The organism is Nocardioides furvisabuli (assembly GCF_021083185.1).
GTDB classification, from domain to species: Bacteria; Actinomycetota; Actinomycetes; order Propionibacteriales; family Nocardioidaceae; genus Nocardioides; species Nocardioides furvisabuli.
The window spans coordinates 332,570-348,230 of sequence record NZ_JAIGQB010000003.1 but is presented as its reverse complement, the minus strand read 5'-3'; the positions used below and the strand labels follow the sequence as shown (position 1 = coordinate 348,230).

Below are 15,661 nucleotides of genomic sequence, written 5' to 3'. Positions count from 1 at the left end.
GGGCTCACGTCAGCGCGCCGACTCGCGCAGCGTCGCCCCGCGCGCACCGCGCACGGTCATCGACGCGCTGCCCAGCGCCACCGCACCGAAGACCGCCGCCGCGAGGAGCGCGAGCACCACCAACCGCAGCGGGGAGATGGCCGCGACCAGCGCAGGCGTCGTCGGGTCGTCGGCGTAGCCGAGGGTGATCGTGCGCAGCACCACCCACTGCGCCAGCGACCCCGCCAGGATGCCGGCGAGCGCCGCGCTGCCGAGGACCACGGCGAGCTCGCGGACCACCGCGACCATGACCGCGCCACGGGGTACGCCGACCACGCGCAGCGCCGCGGCGTCGCGGCGTCGGGCCGGGAGCTGCACGGCCGCGCTCACGAAGAGGCCGGCGAGCGCCATCACCAGCACCAGCGCGGCGACCACGCCGTAGAGGCGCAGCGCGAGGGCGTACGCGCTCTGGTCGAGCACCTGCCGCTCCTGCGCCAGGGTCGTGGCGACGCTGAGCCCCGCCTCGGACAGCTGCTCGCTCACCGACGCTGGCGTGCCCTCACGGGCCAGGACGCTGGTGGTGAAGAGGTTGTCGAAGACCGGACGGTCGGTGATGAAGGAGGAGTAGTCGACCAGCAGGCCCGAAGGTCCGGTGAAGGGCATGCCCTCCACGGCGCCGATGCCGCCGAGGGTGTCGACGGGGATCAGGCCGTAGCCCTCGTCGAGCCGGTCGAGGGCGCGCTGCTGCACGCCGGGTCCGGCCAGCGCGGGCCGGTCGCGGGTCAGGCCTCCCGAGGTGAGGCGGGCCATGCCGGTCGAGTCGCCGGTGTCGACGGCCATCTCCAGGGTGCCGTCGACCTCCCGGAGGTCGGTGATGGACGTCTTCACGGCCGGGTCGGGGGTGGCCCGCCAGCCGGCGCCCTCGATGCCTCCCTCGACGGGCGCCCCGTCGACCCCGATGCCGACCACGCGCAGGGTGCCGGACATCCGGGTGTTGGTGCCGGCGCCACCGCCGAGCGTGATGCCCTCGAGCGGACAGCCCGCGGCGCACCGCGGGAGTCGCGCCGAGCGGGTGGCGACGCCCTGGGGGAACGGCCCGAGGTAGACCTTCAGCGGCACCCCGGCGCGGGTGCCGAACCGGACCTCCACCGACAGGTCGTCGTCCATGTCGGCCCGGTTGTCGACGGTGAGGCTGAGCCGTCGACCCTCGACCGTCGGCACGAGGCCGTCGGGGGCGATCTGGTCGGCGACCTGCTCGACGCCGCGGCCCGGGCTCCAGGTCGGGGGCCAGGTCGCGACCCGGGCGAGCCGGCTGCTGTCGACGACGGAGAAGTTGGCACCGGGGTTGGTGACGCTCGCCGCCGCCATGATCCACTCGCCCTCGGGGTCGATGCGGCGGGTCAGGTCGATCGTCTCCGACAGGCTGAGCGTGGTCGACCAGGTGGTCTGCGCCGGCGAGGCGGTCGCGGCGACGCTGGTGCGCCAGGTGGCCGCGGAGTCGTAGACGCCGGCGCCGAAGACGGCCACCGCGATCGCGGCGGTGATCGGCAGGATCACCAGCGTGCCCTCCTGGCGGCGCGAGATCGCGCGCGCGGACACGAAGCCGCTGAGCGACCGGCCACGCGAGCGCTTCGTCCACCAGGTCGCGAGCACCGCGATGAGCCTCGTCGCAGCGAGGCCGGCGACCACGGCGAGCAGCACAGGGAGGACGAGGTCGGTGGCGTCGGGCTCGCCGGGTCCGCGCGCCGACAGCTTGCTGGCCAGCGTCGCGACGGCGAGGGCGACGAGGGTGAGCTGGGCGATGACCGACCAGCGGCGCGCGGCGACCGGACGGCGTACGCCGCTGAGCTGGGAGGCGAGCGACTCGCGCACCACCAGGCCCACCGCGACGCACGCGACGGTGAAGGACGCGAGCAGCACCAGGGCGGCCGCGACCCAGCTCGCCGGCGGCAGCGGCAGCGGCAGTCCCGGCACCAGCCAGCTGCGCACGAGCACCACCGACAGCCCGAGGCCGAAGGCGATGCCGAGCGGGGTGGCGAGCAGGAGCAGGGTGAGGGGCTCGGCCAGGCCCAGGCCCCACAGCTTGCGGGCCGTGACACCGCGCAGCGAGGCGAGCGCGAGCTCGGGCACGCGCAGCTCGCTCGCGGCGTTGAGCAGGCGCATCAGCAGGGCGAGCGCGACGAGGACCAGCGACAGCACCGCCGGGGCGATCGAGCTGCGGGCGGTGGACTGCTGGAAGCGGACCTCCTCGACGACGTCGGCGAGCGAGTTGGTGTCGTCGGCGCGCAGCGTGCCGCCCTCGACCTCGACGTCGGTGTCCGGTGGCACGGCGCTGGCTGCGTCGGCTGCCTGGTCGAGCTCGGCAGGCGTGAGGTCGGCCGGCACGTCGAGACGCGTGTCGACGCGGATCGTCCACTCGCCGACCGCGGTGACGGTGTCGTCGGTGGTGATCAGGGGGGCGGGGGCGTAGGGCTGGTAGCCGCCGCGGATGCTCTCCTGCTCGTTGGTGCTGGTGAGCCGGCCGGGGATCAGCCAGTCGGCACCCGTGCTGGGGGTGTCGTAGGTGCCGACCACGACGACCTCGCTGAGGCCCGGGCGCGGGAGGTCGAGGGCGGCGACGCCGGGCGTCTCGAAGATGGCGAGCGGGAGCGGGCGGCCGACCTCGGCGCCGGTCTTCTCGACGTCTGCGGTGAGCATCAGCACCTCGCCCTGCCGCTCGGGGCAGCGCCCCTCGACCTCGAGGACCTCGCACGCCCCGGCGCGGGACCAGAAGGTCACCACGCCGCGCAGCGCGCTGAACCGCTCGGACTGCGCCGTCACCACCGGTTCCTGCCAGGGCCCGGTCGCCAGCGCGTCGGACGCCGCGACCGCGTCGCGCTCGGCCTGCTCGATCGCGACCCCGGAGTCGGGGGTGTGGACGCGGCTCAGGCCGGTGAGGCCGGGCGGGGACTCCTGGAGTCGGGTCACGACGTAGGAGTTGGTGACGGCCTCGGAGAAGACCGGTCCGAGCACCGCCGAGCCGATCGCGAGGGCCGTCAGCAGCACCGATCCCGCCGAGAGCAGGGCCCGGGACCGCAGGCCGCGCACGATGGCGCCGAAGAGCCGGATCACCTCTCCTCCTCGCGCAGCAGGCTCGGTCGGGTCGTGGAGGCGCGGACCGCGCGGGCGCGACCGCCGACGAGCACCACCGCCGCGGCCGCGAGGACAGCGGGGACCACCAGGGGCCACGCGTGCGGGGCGGTGTCGAGCGGGAGCCCGGCGACCGGCACCGCGAGCAGCGGCAGGCCGTCGAGGAGCAGGGTGACCGCCAGCCACCCGCCGGCCACGACCACTGCCAGCACCAGGACGGTGAGGCTGGCCAGCTCGGCACGGCCGGCCCGCCGGACCGTGCCGGTGGACACGCCGAGCACGCGCAGCGACGCCACGTCGCGGCGGTAGTCGCGCAGGTGCCGGGTCACGCCCGCTCCCAGCGCGAGCAGCGCCACGAGCGCGCACGCGAGGGCGGTGAGGGCGTACGCCACGGACTGGGCGACGCCGTAGCGCTCGCCGAGCGCGTCACGCACGCTCGACCGGGTGCGCCACGTCGCGCCGGTGGCCCCGGCCACCTCGTCGAGGACCGCCTCCGGGGTGTCGGCGTCGGCCACGACCTGCACCTCCGCCGCGGGCACGGTCGGTCCGGATCCCGCGGCCGAGGTGCGGATGTCGGCGAGGACGCCCACCGCACCCAGCAGCGGCAGGGAGCCGGCGACGCCGACGACCTCGGTGGTCCGGTCGTCGCCGCCGAGGTCGAGCGCGACCGGCTCGTCCTGGTCGGCGACCAGCACGGGGACCGACGCCTCGCCGCGGTCCTGCTCGAGCCTGAGCGCGATCGCCGGCAGCAGGGCCACCTGGAGCCCGTCGGGGCGGTTGACCACGAAGGACGTGGGCGGCTGGTAGTTGCGGAAGAAGTTGCTGTTGAGCGCGGACTCCACCGAGCTCGGGTCGGGCAGCCAGGGCTGGGCGAGCAGGTCCGCGCTGCCGAGCTCGAGCGTCTCGAGGAGCACCTCGAAGTCGCTGCCGTCGATCAGGCCGCGACTGTCCCGGGAGACGTCGAGGTCCGTGATCGCGCACCCCTCGGCGCACTCCGGCACGCGGACCGAGCGGCGCACGCGGGAGCCGTCGGCCGGGACCTCGAGGCGCAGGACCGCGGCGCCGGACTCGTTGGCCGAGGTGACGAAGGCCAGGGTCAGCTCGAGCCCGCCGCCACCGGCGGCGACGACCCGGCCGGTCGGCCCCCGCTGGGTCCGCACCTCCGGGACGGTCAGCCCCGCCGCGCTGGCGCTGAGGCGCTCCCCCCGCACCTGCACGGGCGCGATGTCGGTGTCGACCGAGGCGACGGCGTCCGAGGCGGCGGCCGCGGGGGTGCCGTCGTAGAAGTCGGCGACCACGGCGTCCCAGCGCCCGGCGTCGACGTACGCCCTGCGCTCGCCCAGGCGCGTCTCGTTGCGCACGACCGCGGTGGCGATCAGGTGCTCGCCCTCGGGGTCGACGCGCTCGGTGAGGTCGACGGCGCCGAGGGCGCCTAGATCGGTGACGTCGATGGTGCGGGCGCCCGGCACCTCCACGGCAGCCTGCTCGCCGGTCCAGCCACCGACGGCCACCGCCCCGCTCAGGGCGAGCGAGCCGACCACGGCTGCTGCGACGACGAGACGGACCGGGGTGACGAGGTCGTCGGCGCGGGCCAGGCGGCGGGCGGCGAGGAAGGCGCCGAGGCCGCGCTTCTCGGTGGCGGGAGTCAGCACACGGGCGGCGATCCGGACGACCCAGATCGCCGCCTGCCCCAGCGCCAGGCCGACGAGGGCGGGCCCGAGAAGGACCACGAGGTCGGGTTCGCCGGCCGCCGCCCCGCGGCTGCGGTAGGCCGCGACGCCGGCGCCGACGAGCACCAGCACGCTGAGGAAGACCGCCACGGTGGTGGCCCGTCGGGGACGGCGGCGCGCGGAGACCTGGACCGCGAGCGGCTCACGCAGCGCCGCCGCTGCGGAGAGGCTGACGATCAGGAGGCCGACCCCGGCGATGCCGGCGGCCGCGAGCAGGGCCGTATGTCCCAGCGCGGGCGCGGCGTCGTCGAGCCACGAGCGGGTGGCCAGGACCGTGCCGATCGCACCGAGGGCCACGCCGATGCCGGCGCCCAGCACGATGGCGAGCAGGGGCTCGACGAGCAGGAAGCGCCACAGCCGCAGGCCGTGGATCCCGCGCAGGCGGGCCAGGCCGATCTCCTCGCGCCGGGCCACGGCGAGCTCGGCACCGATGCTCGGCACGGCCACCGCACCGAGGAGCAGGAGCGGCGCGGTGAGCCACGGCGACGTGCCGGCGGCCATGGCGAACTGCAGCACCACCACGGCACCGCCGACGACGACCAGCGTCATCAGCACCAGGGTCGTCAGGGCACCCCGACGGCTCCGGGCCCCGCGGAGGACACGGCTCAACGGACGACCCGGCCCTCGTCGAGCGCGATGTGGAGGTCGCACGCCTCGACCACGGCGGGGTCGTGGGTGGCCACCACGACGACGGCGCCACGGGCGGCCTCCTCGCGCAGCTCGGCCAGCACGACGCTCCGGTTGCCCTCGTCGAGCTCCGAGGTCGGCTCGTCGGCGAGCAGCACCTCGGCGCCCACGACGAACCCGCGGGCGCAGGCGACGCGCTGCATCTGCCCGCCCGAGAGCTCCTCGACCTGTCGCTCACCGAGGTCGGCGATGCCGAAGCGGGCCAGCGCGGCCTCCGCGGCCTCGTCGGCGTCGGCGGGTGCGGTGCCGCGCGCGCGGAGGGCGATGGAGACGTTCTCGCGGGCCGAGAGGATCGGCACCAGGCCGTAGACCTGGAGCACGAATGCCACCTCCTGCCGCGGGTCGCCGCTGCCGGTCCACATCTCCCGACCGGCCAGCTCCGCGGTGCCCGACGTCGGCTCGAGGAGTCCGCCGGCGATGGAGAGCAGGGTCGTCTTGCCGGAGCCGCTGGGCCCGGACAGCGCGGTCACCCGGCCGGCGGGGAAGGCGACGCTGACGTCGTCGAGGAGCGTGCGGCCGTTGACGTAGGTGACGTGCTCGAGCACCAGGTCGCGGGTCCCGGGGTCCCCGCGGCGTTGTTCGGAGGAGAGACGGTCGTGGGGTGGTCTCATGGCTGACCACCTTCGCTGCTGGCGCGGGTCACGACGATCCGGCCCTCCTCGTCGTCCTCGAAGCGCACGAGCGTGCCGGGGGGCCACTCGGCGGCGATGTGACCGGGCAGGTGCAGCACACCGTCCTCGCCCACCACGGCGTACTCCGACCCGCCGTGGCCCTCGGCCCCGACGCGACCGCCCTTCATCGTCACCGTGCGCGGGAAGGTCGCAGCGACCTCGGGCTGGTGGGTGACGACGACGATCGTGGTGCCGAAGTCGTCGCCGAGGGAGTGGATCAGGTGCAGCACGTGGTCGCGGTCGGCGTGGCTGAGCTGGCTGGTCGGCTCGTCGGCGAGCAGCAGCCGCGGGGCGGTGGAGACCGCGCAGGCCAGGGCCAGGCGCTGGCGCTGACCGCCGGACATCTTGGAGACGACCTGGTCGGCCTGGTCGACGAGTCCGACGCGGTCGAGCAGCTCGACGTCGGCCAGCGCCCGGTCCCGGTCGCGCCCGGTGAGCGAGAGCTGGGCGAAGGCGATGTTCTGCCGGGCGGTGGCGTAGGGCAGCAGGTTGCGGGTGGCGCCCTGGAGCATCGTGGAGACCTGCCGCGAGCGGATCCGGGCGAGGTAGCGCTCCCCCATCCGCGACACCTCCTCCTCGCCGAGGAAGATCCGGCCCGCGCTGGGACGCTGGATGCCGCCGAGCAGCGCCAGCAGCGTCGACTTGCCCGAGCCGCTGGGGCCGAGGAAGGCCACGCGCTCGCCGGGGCGGATGGTGAGGTCGACGCCACGCAGGGCGACGACGTCGTGCCCCCCGAATGTCTTGTAGAGGTGGACGACACCCTCGCAGCGGATGCCGAGGCCCCCCGTGCGGGTCTCCTCGACCGTGGCCGCGCTCTCCCGCACGTCTCCCCCGTCTCTGCCGGACAACCGGTTCAAGATACACAAACTGCCGTACGTTGAGCCCATGGTGATCCGAGTGGCGCTGGTCAACGACGACGAGGTCGTCGTGCGGGGCCTCGACGCGATGATGCGCAGCTACGGCCACCGGATCGAGGTCGTCGAGCTGGTGGCGGGCAAGCCCGTCGCGCAGCCCGTCGACGTCGCCCTCTACGACACCTTCGGGATGGGCCAGGGCAACGGCCCGGCCGTGCAACGGCTCGTCGAGAGCCCCCAGGTGCGCCAGGTCGCGGTCTACACCTGGAACTTCCAGCCGTGGCTGACCCGCGACACCCTCAACCAGGGCGTGCGGGGCTACCTCTCCAAGAGCCTGCCCGCCTCCCGCCTGGTCGACGCCATCTGCGCGATCTCCGCCGGGCAGGTCGTGGTGTCGCCCTCGCGCGGTCGCTCCGCGCTCGTCGGCGGCGACTGGCCCGGTCGCGAGGAGGGTCTCACCGCCCGCGAGGCCGAGGTGCTCTCGCTCATCACCATGGGCCTGAGCAACCAGGAGATCGCCGAGCGCACCCTGCTCTCGCTGAACTCCATCAAGTCCTACATCCGCTCCGCCTACCGCAAGATCGACGTCGACTCGCGCTCCAAGGCCGTGCTCTGGGGCGTGGAGCACGGCATGCGCGCCGACCGGGTGCGGATCAACGGGTCGCCGGCGCGCGAGGGCTGAGCGCAGGGGCCCTGCTCACTCCCCGTCGCGTTCCCCGGGTACCCGGGGAAGCTGGAGCCTCACCCCCGAAACTTCGCACCGGAACCTCCAGAATCCCCGGATGGCCGGGGATCGCCCCCGCGCCCGTACGCTTCCCCGGTGGACCAGCAGCACCCCGGCATCGACCCCGACGACCTCGCGACGACCCTCCGGGTGCTGCAGACGCTCCACCACCTCCCTGGCGACCACCCCGACCACGTCACGGTCAAGCGCGCGGCGTCGCACATGTACAAGTCGATCAAGTCCGAGCGCAAGCTCGCCAAGCGCGCCGCGGAGCTGGCCCACGACCGCGAGATCATCGAGAAGACCGCGACCGGGTCGGCGATGCGCATCGACGACGAGACGGCGGGGATCCCGCTCGTCTCGACGAGCGTCGGGGCCTTCGCCGGCGAGCTGATCAACCCGCGTGGCTGCTACATCTGCAAGCAGGACTTCACGCTGGTCGACGCGTTCTACCACTGGCTCTGCCCCACCTGCGCGTCGATGAGCCACGCCAAGCGCGACCAGCGCACCGACCTCACCGGCAAGCGCGCCCTGCTCACCGGCGGCCGCGCGAAGATCGGGATGTACATCGCGCTGCGCCTGCTGCGCGACGGCGCCCACACCACGATCACCACCCGCTTCCCCAAGGACGCGGTGCGGCGCTTCTCCGCGCTCCCCGACGCCGACGAGTGGATCCACCGGCTCAAGGTGGTCGGCATCGACCTGCGCGACCCTACGCAGGTCATCTCGCTCGCCGACGACGTCGCGGCCGCAGGCCCGCTCGACATCCTCGTCAACAACGCCTGCCAGACCGTACGCCGCACGCCGGGCGCCTACGCCCCGCTGGTCGAGGCCGAGTCGCTCCCGTTGCCGGAGGACTCGGTCCCCGAGCTGGTGACCTTCGACCACATCTCCGAGGCGCACCCCGCCGCGATCGCGGGCGCACTGACCGACACTGCCGTCGCGCACCACGAGGGCGAGTCGGTCGAGCACGCGCGGGCCGCGCACAACGCCGCGACGCTCACCGCACTGGCACTCAAGGCCGGGCACGCCTCGCTCGACGCGCACCTCGCCGGGACGGCGGTCGACGCGGGCGGCCTGCTGCCCGACGTGCAGGACAACAACTCGTGGACCCAGACGGTCGGCGAGGTCGACCCGCTGGAGCTCCTCGAGGTGCAGCTGTGCAACTCGATCGCCCCGTTCCTCCTGGTCTCGCGGCTGCGCCCGGCGATGGCGGCCGCCGCGACCACTGCGGCCTCAGGTCGGGCGTACGTCGTCAACGTGTCGGCGATGGAGGGGCAGTTCTCCCGCCGCTACAAGGGCCCCGGCCACCCGCACACCAACATGGCCAAGGCCGCGCTCAACATGATGACGCGGACGAGCTCGGGCGAGATGTTCGAGACCGACAAGATCCTGATGACCGCGGTCGACACCGGCTGGATCACCGACGAGCGCCCGCACCACGAGAAGCTGCGCATCGCCGCAGAGGGCTGGCACGCGCCGCTCGACCTGGTCGACGGGGCAGCGCGCGTCTACGACCCGATCGTGCTCGGAGAGGCCGGCGAGGACCTCTTCGGCTGCTTCGTGAAGGACTACCAGCCCTCCCCCTGGTGAGGCTGCCGCACGGCTCAGCCCTCGACCGGGGTCGCGTAGTAGTGGGTGGCGGGATCGGCGTCCTCCCGGGTCACGCTGAGCTCCACCACGACGCGGCACCCCACGTCGCCGAGGGCGATGCGTTCCTCGAGGAGCACCGTCGCCCCCTCGTCGCTGTTGCGGGCCGCGATCCCACCGAAGACGCTCGACGTCATCCGGCACAGTGACGGAGCCTGCCGCACCGCCTCACCGAAGGGACAGCGATCGTTGACGAGCACGATCCTCTCCTCCGTGGCCTCGACGACGCGGAAACCGCCGTCGATGGCGTGCTTGAGGCGCACGTAGCACCGTCCGATCTCCTCCGGCGACATCCGTCCCGTCACGGCCTGCGCCAGGCGGAACTCCTCCAGCATCCGGCCCCCCACGTCGGTGCCGACCTGGGCCACCGCTGCGTCGGCGGCGTCCTGCCCGTGCTGGACCTCGATGGTCTGCGCGAGCTGGACGACGAGCGCCCGCAGGAAGGACTCCTTGCCGAAGCCACCCTGGGGCAGCGACTCCTCCGGGAGCGGCAGCGCACCCGCGCGCCGCATGGGCGGGTCGTGGCTGACCGACGGCGGTCGTGTGACGGGCAGGGACACCGAGACGACCATGCCTTCGCCGGTCCTGGCGCGGCTCGTCAGGGTCGGTGCAAGCGCCCGCATGATCATCAGCCCACGGCCGGACTCCGCCAGGGAGTCGAAGGGGTCGGCGTCCGGATCGGGCGCCGGCTCGACCGCGTTGCCGAGGCTCGCAGGGTCGAATCCCGGTCCGAGGTCGTGGACCGTCAACAGGGGGAGCTGGTCCCGCCAGTGCAGGGACACCCAGGCCGGGCCGGCGGTGTGGCGCACGGCGTTTCCCACGGCCTCCCCGATGAGGAGCTCTGCGGCGTCGAAGTCGCTGCCGGGATCACCGTGACGACGCAGGTACGTCACCAGCTCGCGCCGCAGCGCGGGAAGGGCGTGCGCAGCACCGGCCTCGACGTAGCAGTCCATCGGGTCAGTGTGCCTTGCCTCGGGCGGTGTGTGGCGCACCCGGACGGGGGTGGACGACCCGCAGCAGCACGGAGCGGGGGCTCAGGAGCCACCGTCCCCGGCGATGTTGACCATCCACGAGATCCCGAACCGGTCGACGAGCATCCCGAACTCGTCACCCCACGGTGCGGCCTCGAGCGGCTGGCGCACCTCGCCGCCCTCGGACAGCGCGGCGAACCACGAGCGCAGCTGGTCGCCGTCCTCCGGGCCACCGGAGAGGCTCACCGACATGCTGTCGCCGAAGGTGACCTGCACCATCTCCGGCGGCGCGTCGGCGCCCATCAGCGTGATGCCACCGGGCGCCGTGAGCTGGCCGTGCATGACCTGCGTGGCGAGCGGACCCTCGGTGCCCATGTCGCCGAAGGTCATCACGGACAGCTCGCCGCCCAGCACGGAGTGGTAGAGCTCCAGCGCCTCGCGCGCCCGCGCGTCGGGGAAGCTCAGGTAGGGGTTCAGCGTGATCGACATGCTCGGCTCCCGTTCGGCGTGGCGTGATCCTGCGAACCTAGGGCCCCACCGCGGGGCCGCGGAAGGCTCACGGGCGCCGGAACGCCGGCCGAGCGTGCTGGCCGGGGGGGCGGGTCCTGCGCTCGTCCGGTCCTGATCACCGGCGCGAGTACGGCGTGTAGTAGTCGCCGTGTCGCGCCCTCTGCTGCGCCCTGGTGTCCTCGTCGGCCCAGTCGGACTCGTCGTAGTCGGGTGCGGCCTTGACCTGGTCCTTGGTCATGCTGACCACGATCCTGCGCGCCTCGTGGTCCATTCCCACGACCGTGCCCGCCGGGATCACGCGCTTCTTGCCGAAGATCCAGAAGCCGGTGTCGACGACGAGCCACTGGGCCGACGCCTCGTTGCTCGCCTCGTCGACGGTGCCGATCGTGCCGCCGTCGGCCTCGACGTCGTAACCGATCAGGTCACGGGCCTGGCTCCACTCGCTGTCGCGGTAGCTCCACACGGTGTCACTCATGATTCCCTCCCAAGGGTCTGGCTCGTGCCACCGACGCAACCACCGGACCGCGCGTGCGAACACACCCGTGAGGCGGTGTGACACGCGGTCACCTCCCCACGGGTGTGACCCGCAGAGCTCCCCTGAGTGGGCGGTCCGTCCGGAGGGCGTCGGGGATGGGACGAAGCCGGCGATCAGGTCTTCAGCGACGCCCGCAGCGCGCGAGCCACGGCGCGCAGGTCGTCGGTGATCTCGACGGCCGTCGCCACGGCGTCGGTGCTCATCGCACTGAGGCATGCGCGGTCGGTGGCGGCCTCGAGCTCGTCGCGAGCGTCGGCGCCCAGCGGCGTGATCGCGCCGTCGTCGTCGAGCCAGCCACGTGCGCGCAGCCGGTCGTGACCTGCGGCCCACTCGTCGTCGCTCCAGCCGCGGAGCGCCTGCTGCTCGGGGAAGGTGCGACCGGCCGCCAGGTTGAGGACGTTGGCGTCGACGCCGCCCAGCCCGTGGGTGACCAGCACCGCGACGTGGCAGTCGCCGCGGAACTCGCGGACCACCGCGTCCGCCAGCCAGAAGCGGCCGAGGTCGTCCGCCGGCGCCTCGAGCGAGGCGTGCGCGGCGGCGAGTGGCTTGCCGGCGAGGTCCAGCCCCTCGACGATCGAGGCCAGCGAGTCGGCCAGCGGTGCGACCTGCTCGCCGGTCAGGGCCCGGCCGAGGACGCCGGTGGCGAGCTCGAGCCGCGCGCGGTGCACCCGGGCCGGTGACGCGAAGCCCCACGCGTCGGGCAGCGCCCGGTGGACGAGGTGCGGCGCGAAGCCGTGGAAGGTCGCGACGACGAGCTCCGGCGAGGCGGCGCCCATCGGCGCCGACCGCGACGCGAAGTAGCCCATCCACGAGCCCTTCAGCCCGATCGACGTGTAGTGCCTCGCCGCCTCGGGCACCAGGTAGACGACGTTGTTGAGCGCCTCGACCGAGCGCCAGAACGGCGTCGGGACGCTCATCCCTGGCCCGAGCCCGAGTGCCCGCGCAGCAGGTCGCCGAAGGGAGTGACGTCGGCCTCGACCGGCGTGCCGGACGTACGCCGCGGGCGGGCCGCGAGGTCGGGCGCGAAGCCGCCGACGGCGTACTCCCCGTGGCTGAGCACCGCCGCGGCGAGCTGGGCCGCGGCGCGGGTGATCCGCTCGGCGAGCCCGTGGCTGCCGAAGTCCTCGGTGGCGGCGAAGACGCCGGTGGGTACGACGACCGCGCGGAGGTGGGCGAAGAGCGGGCGCATCGCGTGGTCGAGGACCAGCGAGTGCCGGGAGGTGCCGGCGGTCGCGGCGACCAGCACGGGGGTGCCGGTCAGCGAGTCGGGGTCGACGGCGTCGAAGAACATCTTGAACAGCCCGCTGAAGCTGGCGTTGAAGACCGGCGTGACGGCGATCAGGCCGTCGGCGGTCGCCACCTGCTCGCGCAGCTCGGTGAGCCGCGGCGTCGGGATGCCGCCGGTGACCATGAACGTGGCCAGCTCGCCGGCGACCTCGCGCAGCTCGACGAAGGACGTCTCCACCGACTCACCGAGCGCGCTCACCTGCGTCGAGGTGGCCTCGGCGAGCTGGTCGGCGAGGAGCCGGGTGGACGACGGGACGGTGAGTCCCGCCGTCACCACGACGATCCGAGGACTCATGCGCCGACCCCGGCGGTCTGGGCTGCCTGCTCGGCCTCGAGCCTCTCGACGTGCTCGCGGGCGGGCTCGACGAGGTGGTGCGGGGCGTCCGCGCCGGCCGCGACGAGCGAGGCGTGGGTGGGCGGGTCGCTCGGCACGTGCGCGGGGCGACGGCGCTCGAACTCCGCGCGGAGCACGGGCACGACCTCGGTGCCGAGCATCTCCACCTGCTCCAGCACCAGCGACTCCGGCAGGCCGGCGTGGTCGATGAGGAACATCTGGCGCTGGTAGTCACCGACGTAGTCGGCGAAGCCGAGCGTGCGCTCGATGACCTGCTCGGTCGTGCCGACGGTCAGCGGCGTCATCGTCGTGAAGTCCTCCAGCGACGGGCCGTGGCCGTAGACCGGGGCGTTGTCGAAGTAGGGGCGAAAGACCCGCTTGGCCTCGGCCTCGCTCTCGGCCATGAAGACCTGACCGCCGAGGCCGACGTAGGCCTGGTCAGCCGCACCGTGGCCGTAGAACTCGAAGCGGCGGCGGTAGAGCTGCACCATCGCCTCGGTGTGCTCCCTGTTCCAGAAGATGTGGTTGTGGAAGAACCCGTCGCCGTAGTAGGCCGCCTGCTCGGCGATCTCGGTGCTGCGGATGGAGCCGTGCCACACGAAGGGCGGCGTGCCGTCGAGCGGCGCCGGCGTGGAGGTGTAGCCCTGCAGCGGCGTGCGGAACTGGCCCTGCCAGTTGACGACCGGCTCGCGCCACAGCGTGCGCAGCAGGTGGTAGTTCTCGATCGCGAGCTTGATGCCGTCGCGGATGTCCTTGCCGAACCACGGGTAGACCGGGCCGGTGTTGCCGCGGCCCATCATCAGGTCGACGCGCCCGCCCGAGAGGTGCTGGAGGAAGGCGTAGTCCTCCGCGATCTTCACCGGGTCGTTGGTGGTGACGAGGGTCGTGCTCGTGGAGAGCAGCAGCTTGTCGGTCTTGGCCGCGATGTAGCCGAGGTGCGTCGTCGGGGACGACACGACGAACGGCGGGTTGTGGTGCTCGCCGGTCGCGAAGACGTCGAGCCCGACCTCCTCGGCCTTGAGCGCGATCTTCGTCATCAGGGCGATGCGCTCGGCCTCGGACGGCGTCCGCCCGGTGGTCGGGTCGGTGGTGAGGTCGCCGACGCTGAAGATGCCGAACTGCATGGTGTCCTCCGTCTAGTTGAAGTTTCTATGATCTCCAACAGGGGTCGCAGCCCCAGTATTCCGCGGAATCGCCGGGCACCGTTACCGCGTTGGGCCTTTCGACAGGCGCACCCTCGGGAGTGGCGCCACTGCACGAGAGGAGCGACGATGACCGACTTCACCCCCGACGACCTGGCCTCGTTCGACCAGTTGCTGCGCGGACACGCGGGGTTGCTTGAGGACTCCGTCCACGACCGCTGGGTGCGGGCCCAGGCCCTGTTCGAGGAGCGTGCCTACCGCGAGGCCGCCGTGCTTCTCACGGAGCTGCTCGCCGACCCGGGCGAGGTGGTGCACGAGCTCACCGACGTACGCCTGCTGCTGGCGCGCTCGCTCTTCCACTCCGCCCAGCTCGACGGCACGATCCGGGTGGCGACCGAGCTGCTGGAGCACGACCCCAACGAGCCGTACGCCCACCTGCTGGTGGGCCGAGCCCTGCAGCGCAAGGGCCGCAAGGACGAGGCGAAGCCGCACCTGCGGCTCGCGGAGCTGCTGGGCGGCTACCGCAGCTGAGTGGGGACGCGGCGACGAAGCCTGGGTGAACACTCGCTCGGACGGGCCCGTTCGGGGCGACAGCCCCGGACGGGCGCCGCATGCTGAGGTCGTGACCAGCTACGGCGACATCCGTTACGGCGACCACCCCGGTCCGCTCGCCATCGCCCACCGCGGCGGCATGGCGCTCGCCCCCGAGAACACCCTCGCCGCCTTCGGACGTGCGACGTCCCTGGGCCTGACCCACCTCGAGACCGACGTCCGCACCGCCCGCGACGGGCACCTCGTGTGCTTCCACGACGCGAGCCTGCGTCGCGTCACCGGGCATCCGGGCGACGTCGCCGACCTCGACCTCGCCGACCTGCGCCGGCTCCGCGTCGACGGCACCGACCGGATCCCGACCCTCGTGGAGGCCATGGCAGCCTTTCCGCAGGCGAGGTTCGCGATCGACCTGAAGGACGAGCCGTCGGTCGGGGCGATGGCCCGCCTGCTCGCCCAGCAGCCCGGTTGGGCCGAGCGGATCCTGGTCGCCGGCGCGTGGAGCCGCTGGCTGCGCCGGCTCCAGGACGAGGCGCCCGGCGTCACGACGGCGCTCGGCTGGCGTTCGCTGACCACGCTCATCGCGTGCTCACGCGGCGGCGTACGTCCCGTCGGCGTCCGCCCCGGGGGCGGCGCCTTCGCGCACGTGCCGCTGCGGCTCGGCCGGATGCCGATCCACTCCGAGCGGGTCATCGCACGCGCCCACGAGCTCGGGATCCGGGTGGTCGTGTGGACCGTCGACGACCCGGCCACCATGCGGGCGCTGCTCGACGCCGGCGTGGACGGGATCATCACCGACCGCCCCGACGTGCTGCGTGAGGTGCTCATCGGTCGCGGCGCCTGGACGCGCCCGGCCGACCTCCCCGGTCGTGACGGCGTACGCCCTGCTCCGCTCGCCTGAGCGCCTGG

14 protein-coding genes are annotated in these 15,661 nt (G+C 73.5%); 4 read left to right on the top strand and 10 right to left on the bottom strand.

The genetic code is table 11. The features are described from left to right. Positions 1-9: 9 nt before the first annotated feature. Genes K4G59_RS08095 through K4G59_RS08080 form a run of 4 tightly spaced genes read right to left on the bottom strand, consistent with a single transcriptional unit; the run spans position 10 to position 7,020 of the window. Positions 10-3,090, bottom strand: a complete 3,081-nt coding sequence (locus tag K4G59_RS08095; RefSeq protein ID WP_231250450.1) for an FtsX-like permease family protein — start codon at positions 3,088-3,090, stop codon at positions 10-12. Next, the gene (locus tag K4G59_RS08090; protein WP_231250449.1) at positions 3,087-5,387 is read right to left on the bottom strand and encodes a hypothetical protein; all 2,301 of its coding nucleotides are present in this window, start codon (positions 5,385-5,387) and stop codon (positions 3,087-3,089) included. Before K4G59_RS08090 ends, K4G59_RS08095 begins: the two co-directional genes overlap by 4 nt. Positions 5,388-5,443: 56 nt before the next feature. Next, a complete protein-coding gene (locus K4G59_RS08085) occupies positions 5,444-6,136 on the bottom strand; it encodes an ATP-binding cassette domain-containing protein (RefSeq protein WP_231250448.1) in 693 nt (230 codons plus the stop codon). Further along, a complete protein-coding gene (locus tag K4G59_RS08080; protein ID WP_231250447.1) occupies positions 6,133-7,020 on the bottom strand; it encodes an ABC transporter ATP-binding protein in 888 nt (295 codons plus the stop codon). The genes K4G59_RS08085 and K4G59_RS08080 overlap by 4 nt, the downstream gene beginning before the upstream one ends. Before the next feature lie 61 nt (positions 7,021-7,081). On the opposite strand from K4G59_RS08080, the gene K4G59_RS08075 reads away from it, so the two are divergent. Further along, positions 7,082-7,732, top strand: a complete 651-nt coding sequence (locus K4G59_RS08075; protein ID WP_231250446.1) for a response regulator transcription factor — start codon at positions 7,082-7,084, stop codon at positions 7,730-7,732. Positions 7,733-7,870: 138 nt separating this feature from the next. Then, entirely contained in the window at positions 7,871-9,367 is a 1,497-nt protein-coding gene (locus K4G59_RS08070) for an SDR family NAD(P)-dependent oxidoreductase (RefSeq protein WP_231250445.1), read from the top strand. 14 nt (positions 9,368-9,381) lie between these two features. On the opposite strand, the gene K4G59_RS08065 is transcribed toward K4G59_RS08070, so the two are convergent. The 6 genes from K4G59_RS08065 to K4G59_RS08040 form a co-directional block, all read right to left on the bottom strand. Beyond that, positions 9,382-10,377: a methanogen output domain 1-containing protein gene (locus K4G59_RS08065; protein ID WP_231250444.1), complete on the bottom strand. Its 996-nt coding sequence runs from the start codon at positions 10,375-10,377 to the stop codon at positions 9,382-9,384. Between the two features lie 81 nt (positions 10,378-10,458). Next, positions 10,459-10,884: a VOC family protein gene (locus K4G59_RS08060; protein ID WP_231250443.1), complete on the bottom strand. Its 426-nt coding sequence runs from the start codon at positions 10,882-10,884 to the stop codon at positions 10,459-10,461. Between the two features lie 136 nt (positions 10,885-11,020). Continuing rightward, positions 11,021-11,380 carry a PRC-barrel domain-containing protein gene (locus tag K4G59_RS08055; protein ID WP_231250442.1) on the bottom strand — a complete coding sequence of 120 codons (360 nt, stop codon included), beginning with the start codon at positions 11,378-11,380 and terminating at the stop codon, positions 11,021-11,023. A gap of 173 nt (positions 11,381-11,553) precedes the next feature. Then, on the bottom strand, positions 11,554-12,357 hold the full coding sequence (locus K4G59_RS08050; protein ID WP_231250441.1) for an SCO6745 family protein: 804 nt from the start codon (positions 12,355-12,357) through the stop codon (positions 11,554-11,556). Next, positions 12,354-13,022 carry an FMN reductase gene (locus K4G59_RS08045; protein WP_231250440.1) on the bottom strand — a complete coding sequence of 223 codons (669 nt, stop codon included), beginning with the start codon at positions 13,020-13,022 and terminating at the stop codon, positions 12,354-12,356. Before K4G59_RS08045 ends, K4G59_RS08050 begins: the two co-directional genes overlap by 4 nt. Then, entirely contained in the window at positions 13,019-14,185 is a 1,167-nt protein-coding gene (locus tag K4G59_RS08040) for an LLM class flavin-dependent oxidoreductase (RefSeq protein WP_231250439.1), read from the bottom strand. Before K4G59_RS08040 ends, K4G59_RS08045 begins: the two co-directional genes overlap by 4 nt. Before the next feature lie 147 nt (positions 14,186-14,332). Here K4G59_RS08040 and K4G59_RS08035 point away from each other — a divergent pair, with 147 nt between their 5' ends. Next, a complete protein-coding gene (locus K4G59_RS08035; protein WP_231250438.1) occupies positions 14,333-14,734 on the top strand; it encodes a tetratricopeptide repeat protein in 402 nt (133 codons plus the stop codon). Between the two features lie 91 nt (positions 14,735-14,825). After that, complete coding sequence (locus K4G59_RS08030) at positions 14,826-15,653, top strand: glycerophosphodiester phosphodiesterase family protein (protein WP_231250437.1); 828 nt, start codon at positions 14,826-14,828, stop codon at positions 15,651-15,653. Positions 15,654-15,661 lie beyond the last annotated feature (8 nt).

Coding starts and splice junctions, on each gene's coding strand:
- K4G59_RS08045 (WP_231250440.1), bottom strand. CDS start 13,022: ATGAGTCCTCGGATCGTCGTGGTGACGGCGGGACTCACCGTCCCGTCG.
- K4G59_RS08090 (WP_231250449.1), bottom strand. CDS start 5,387: ATGACGCTGGTCGTCGTCGGCGGTGCCGTGGTGGTGCTGCAGTTCGCC.
- K4G59_RS08050 (WP_231250441.1), bottom strand. CDS start 12,357: ATGAGCGTCCCGACGCCGTTCTGGCGCTCGGTCGAGGCGCTCAACAAC.
- K4G59_RS08085 (WP_231250448.1), bottom strand. CDS start 6,136: ATGAGACCACCCCACGACCGTCTCTCCTCCGAACAACGCCGCGGGGAC.
- K4G59_RS08055 (WP_231250442.1), bottom strand. CDS start 11,380: ATGAGTGACACCGTGTGGAGCTACCGCGACAGCGAGTGGAGCCAGGCC.
- K4G59_RS08060 (WP_231250443.1), bottom strand. CDS start 10,884: ATGTCGATCACGCTGAACCCCTACCTGAGCTTCCCCGACGCGCGGGCG.
- K4G59_RS08035 (WP_231250438.1), top strand. CDS start 14,333: ATGACCGACTTCACCCCCGACGACCTGGCCTCGTTCGACCAGTTGCTG.
- K4G59_RS08075 (WP_231250446.1), top strand. CDS start 7,082: ATGGTGATCCGAGTGGCGCTGGTCAACGACGACGAGGTCGTCGTGCGG.
- K4G59_RS08040 (WP_231250439.1), bottom strand. CDS start 14,185: ATGCAGTTCGGCATCTTCAGCGTCGGCGACCTCACCACCGACCCGACC.
- K4G59_RS08065 (WP_231250444.1), bottom strand. CDS start 10,377: ATGGACTGCTACGTCGAGGCCGGTGCTGCGCACGCCCTTCCCGCGCTG.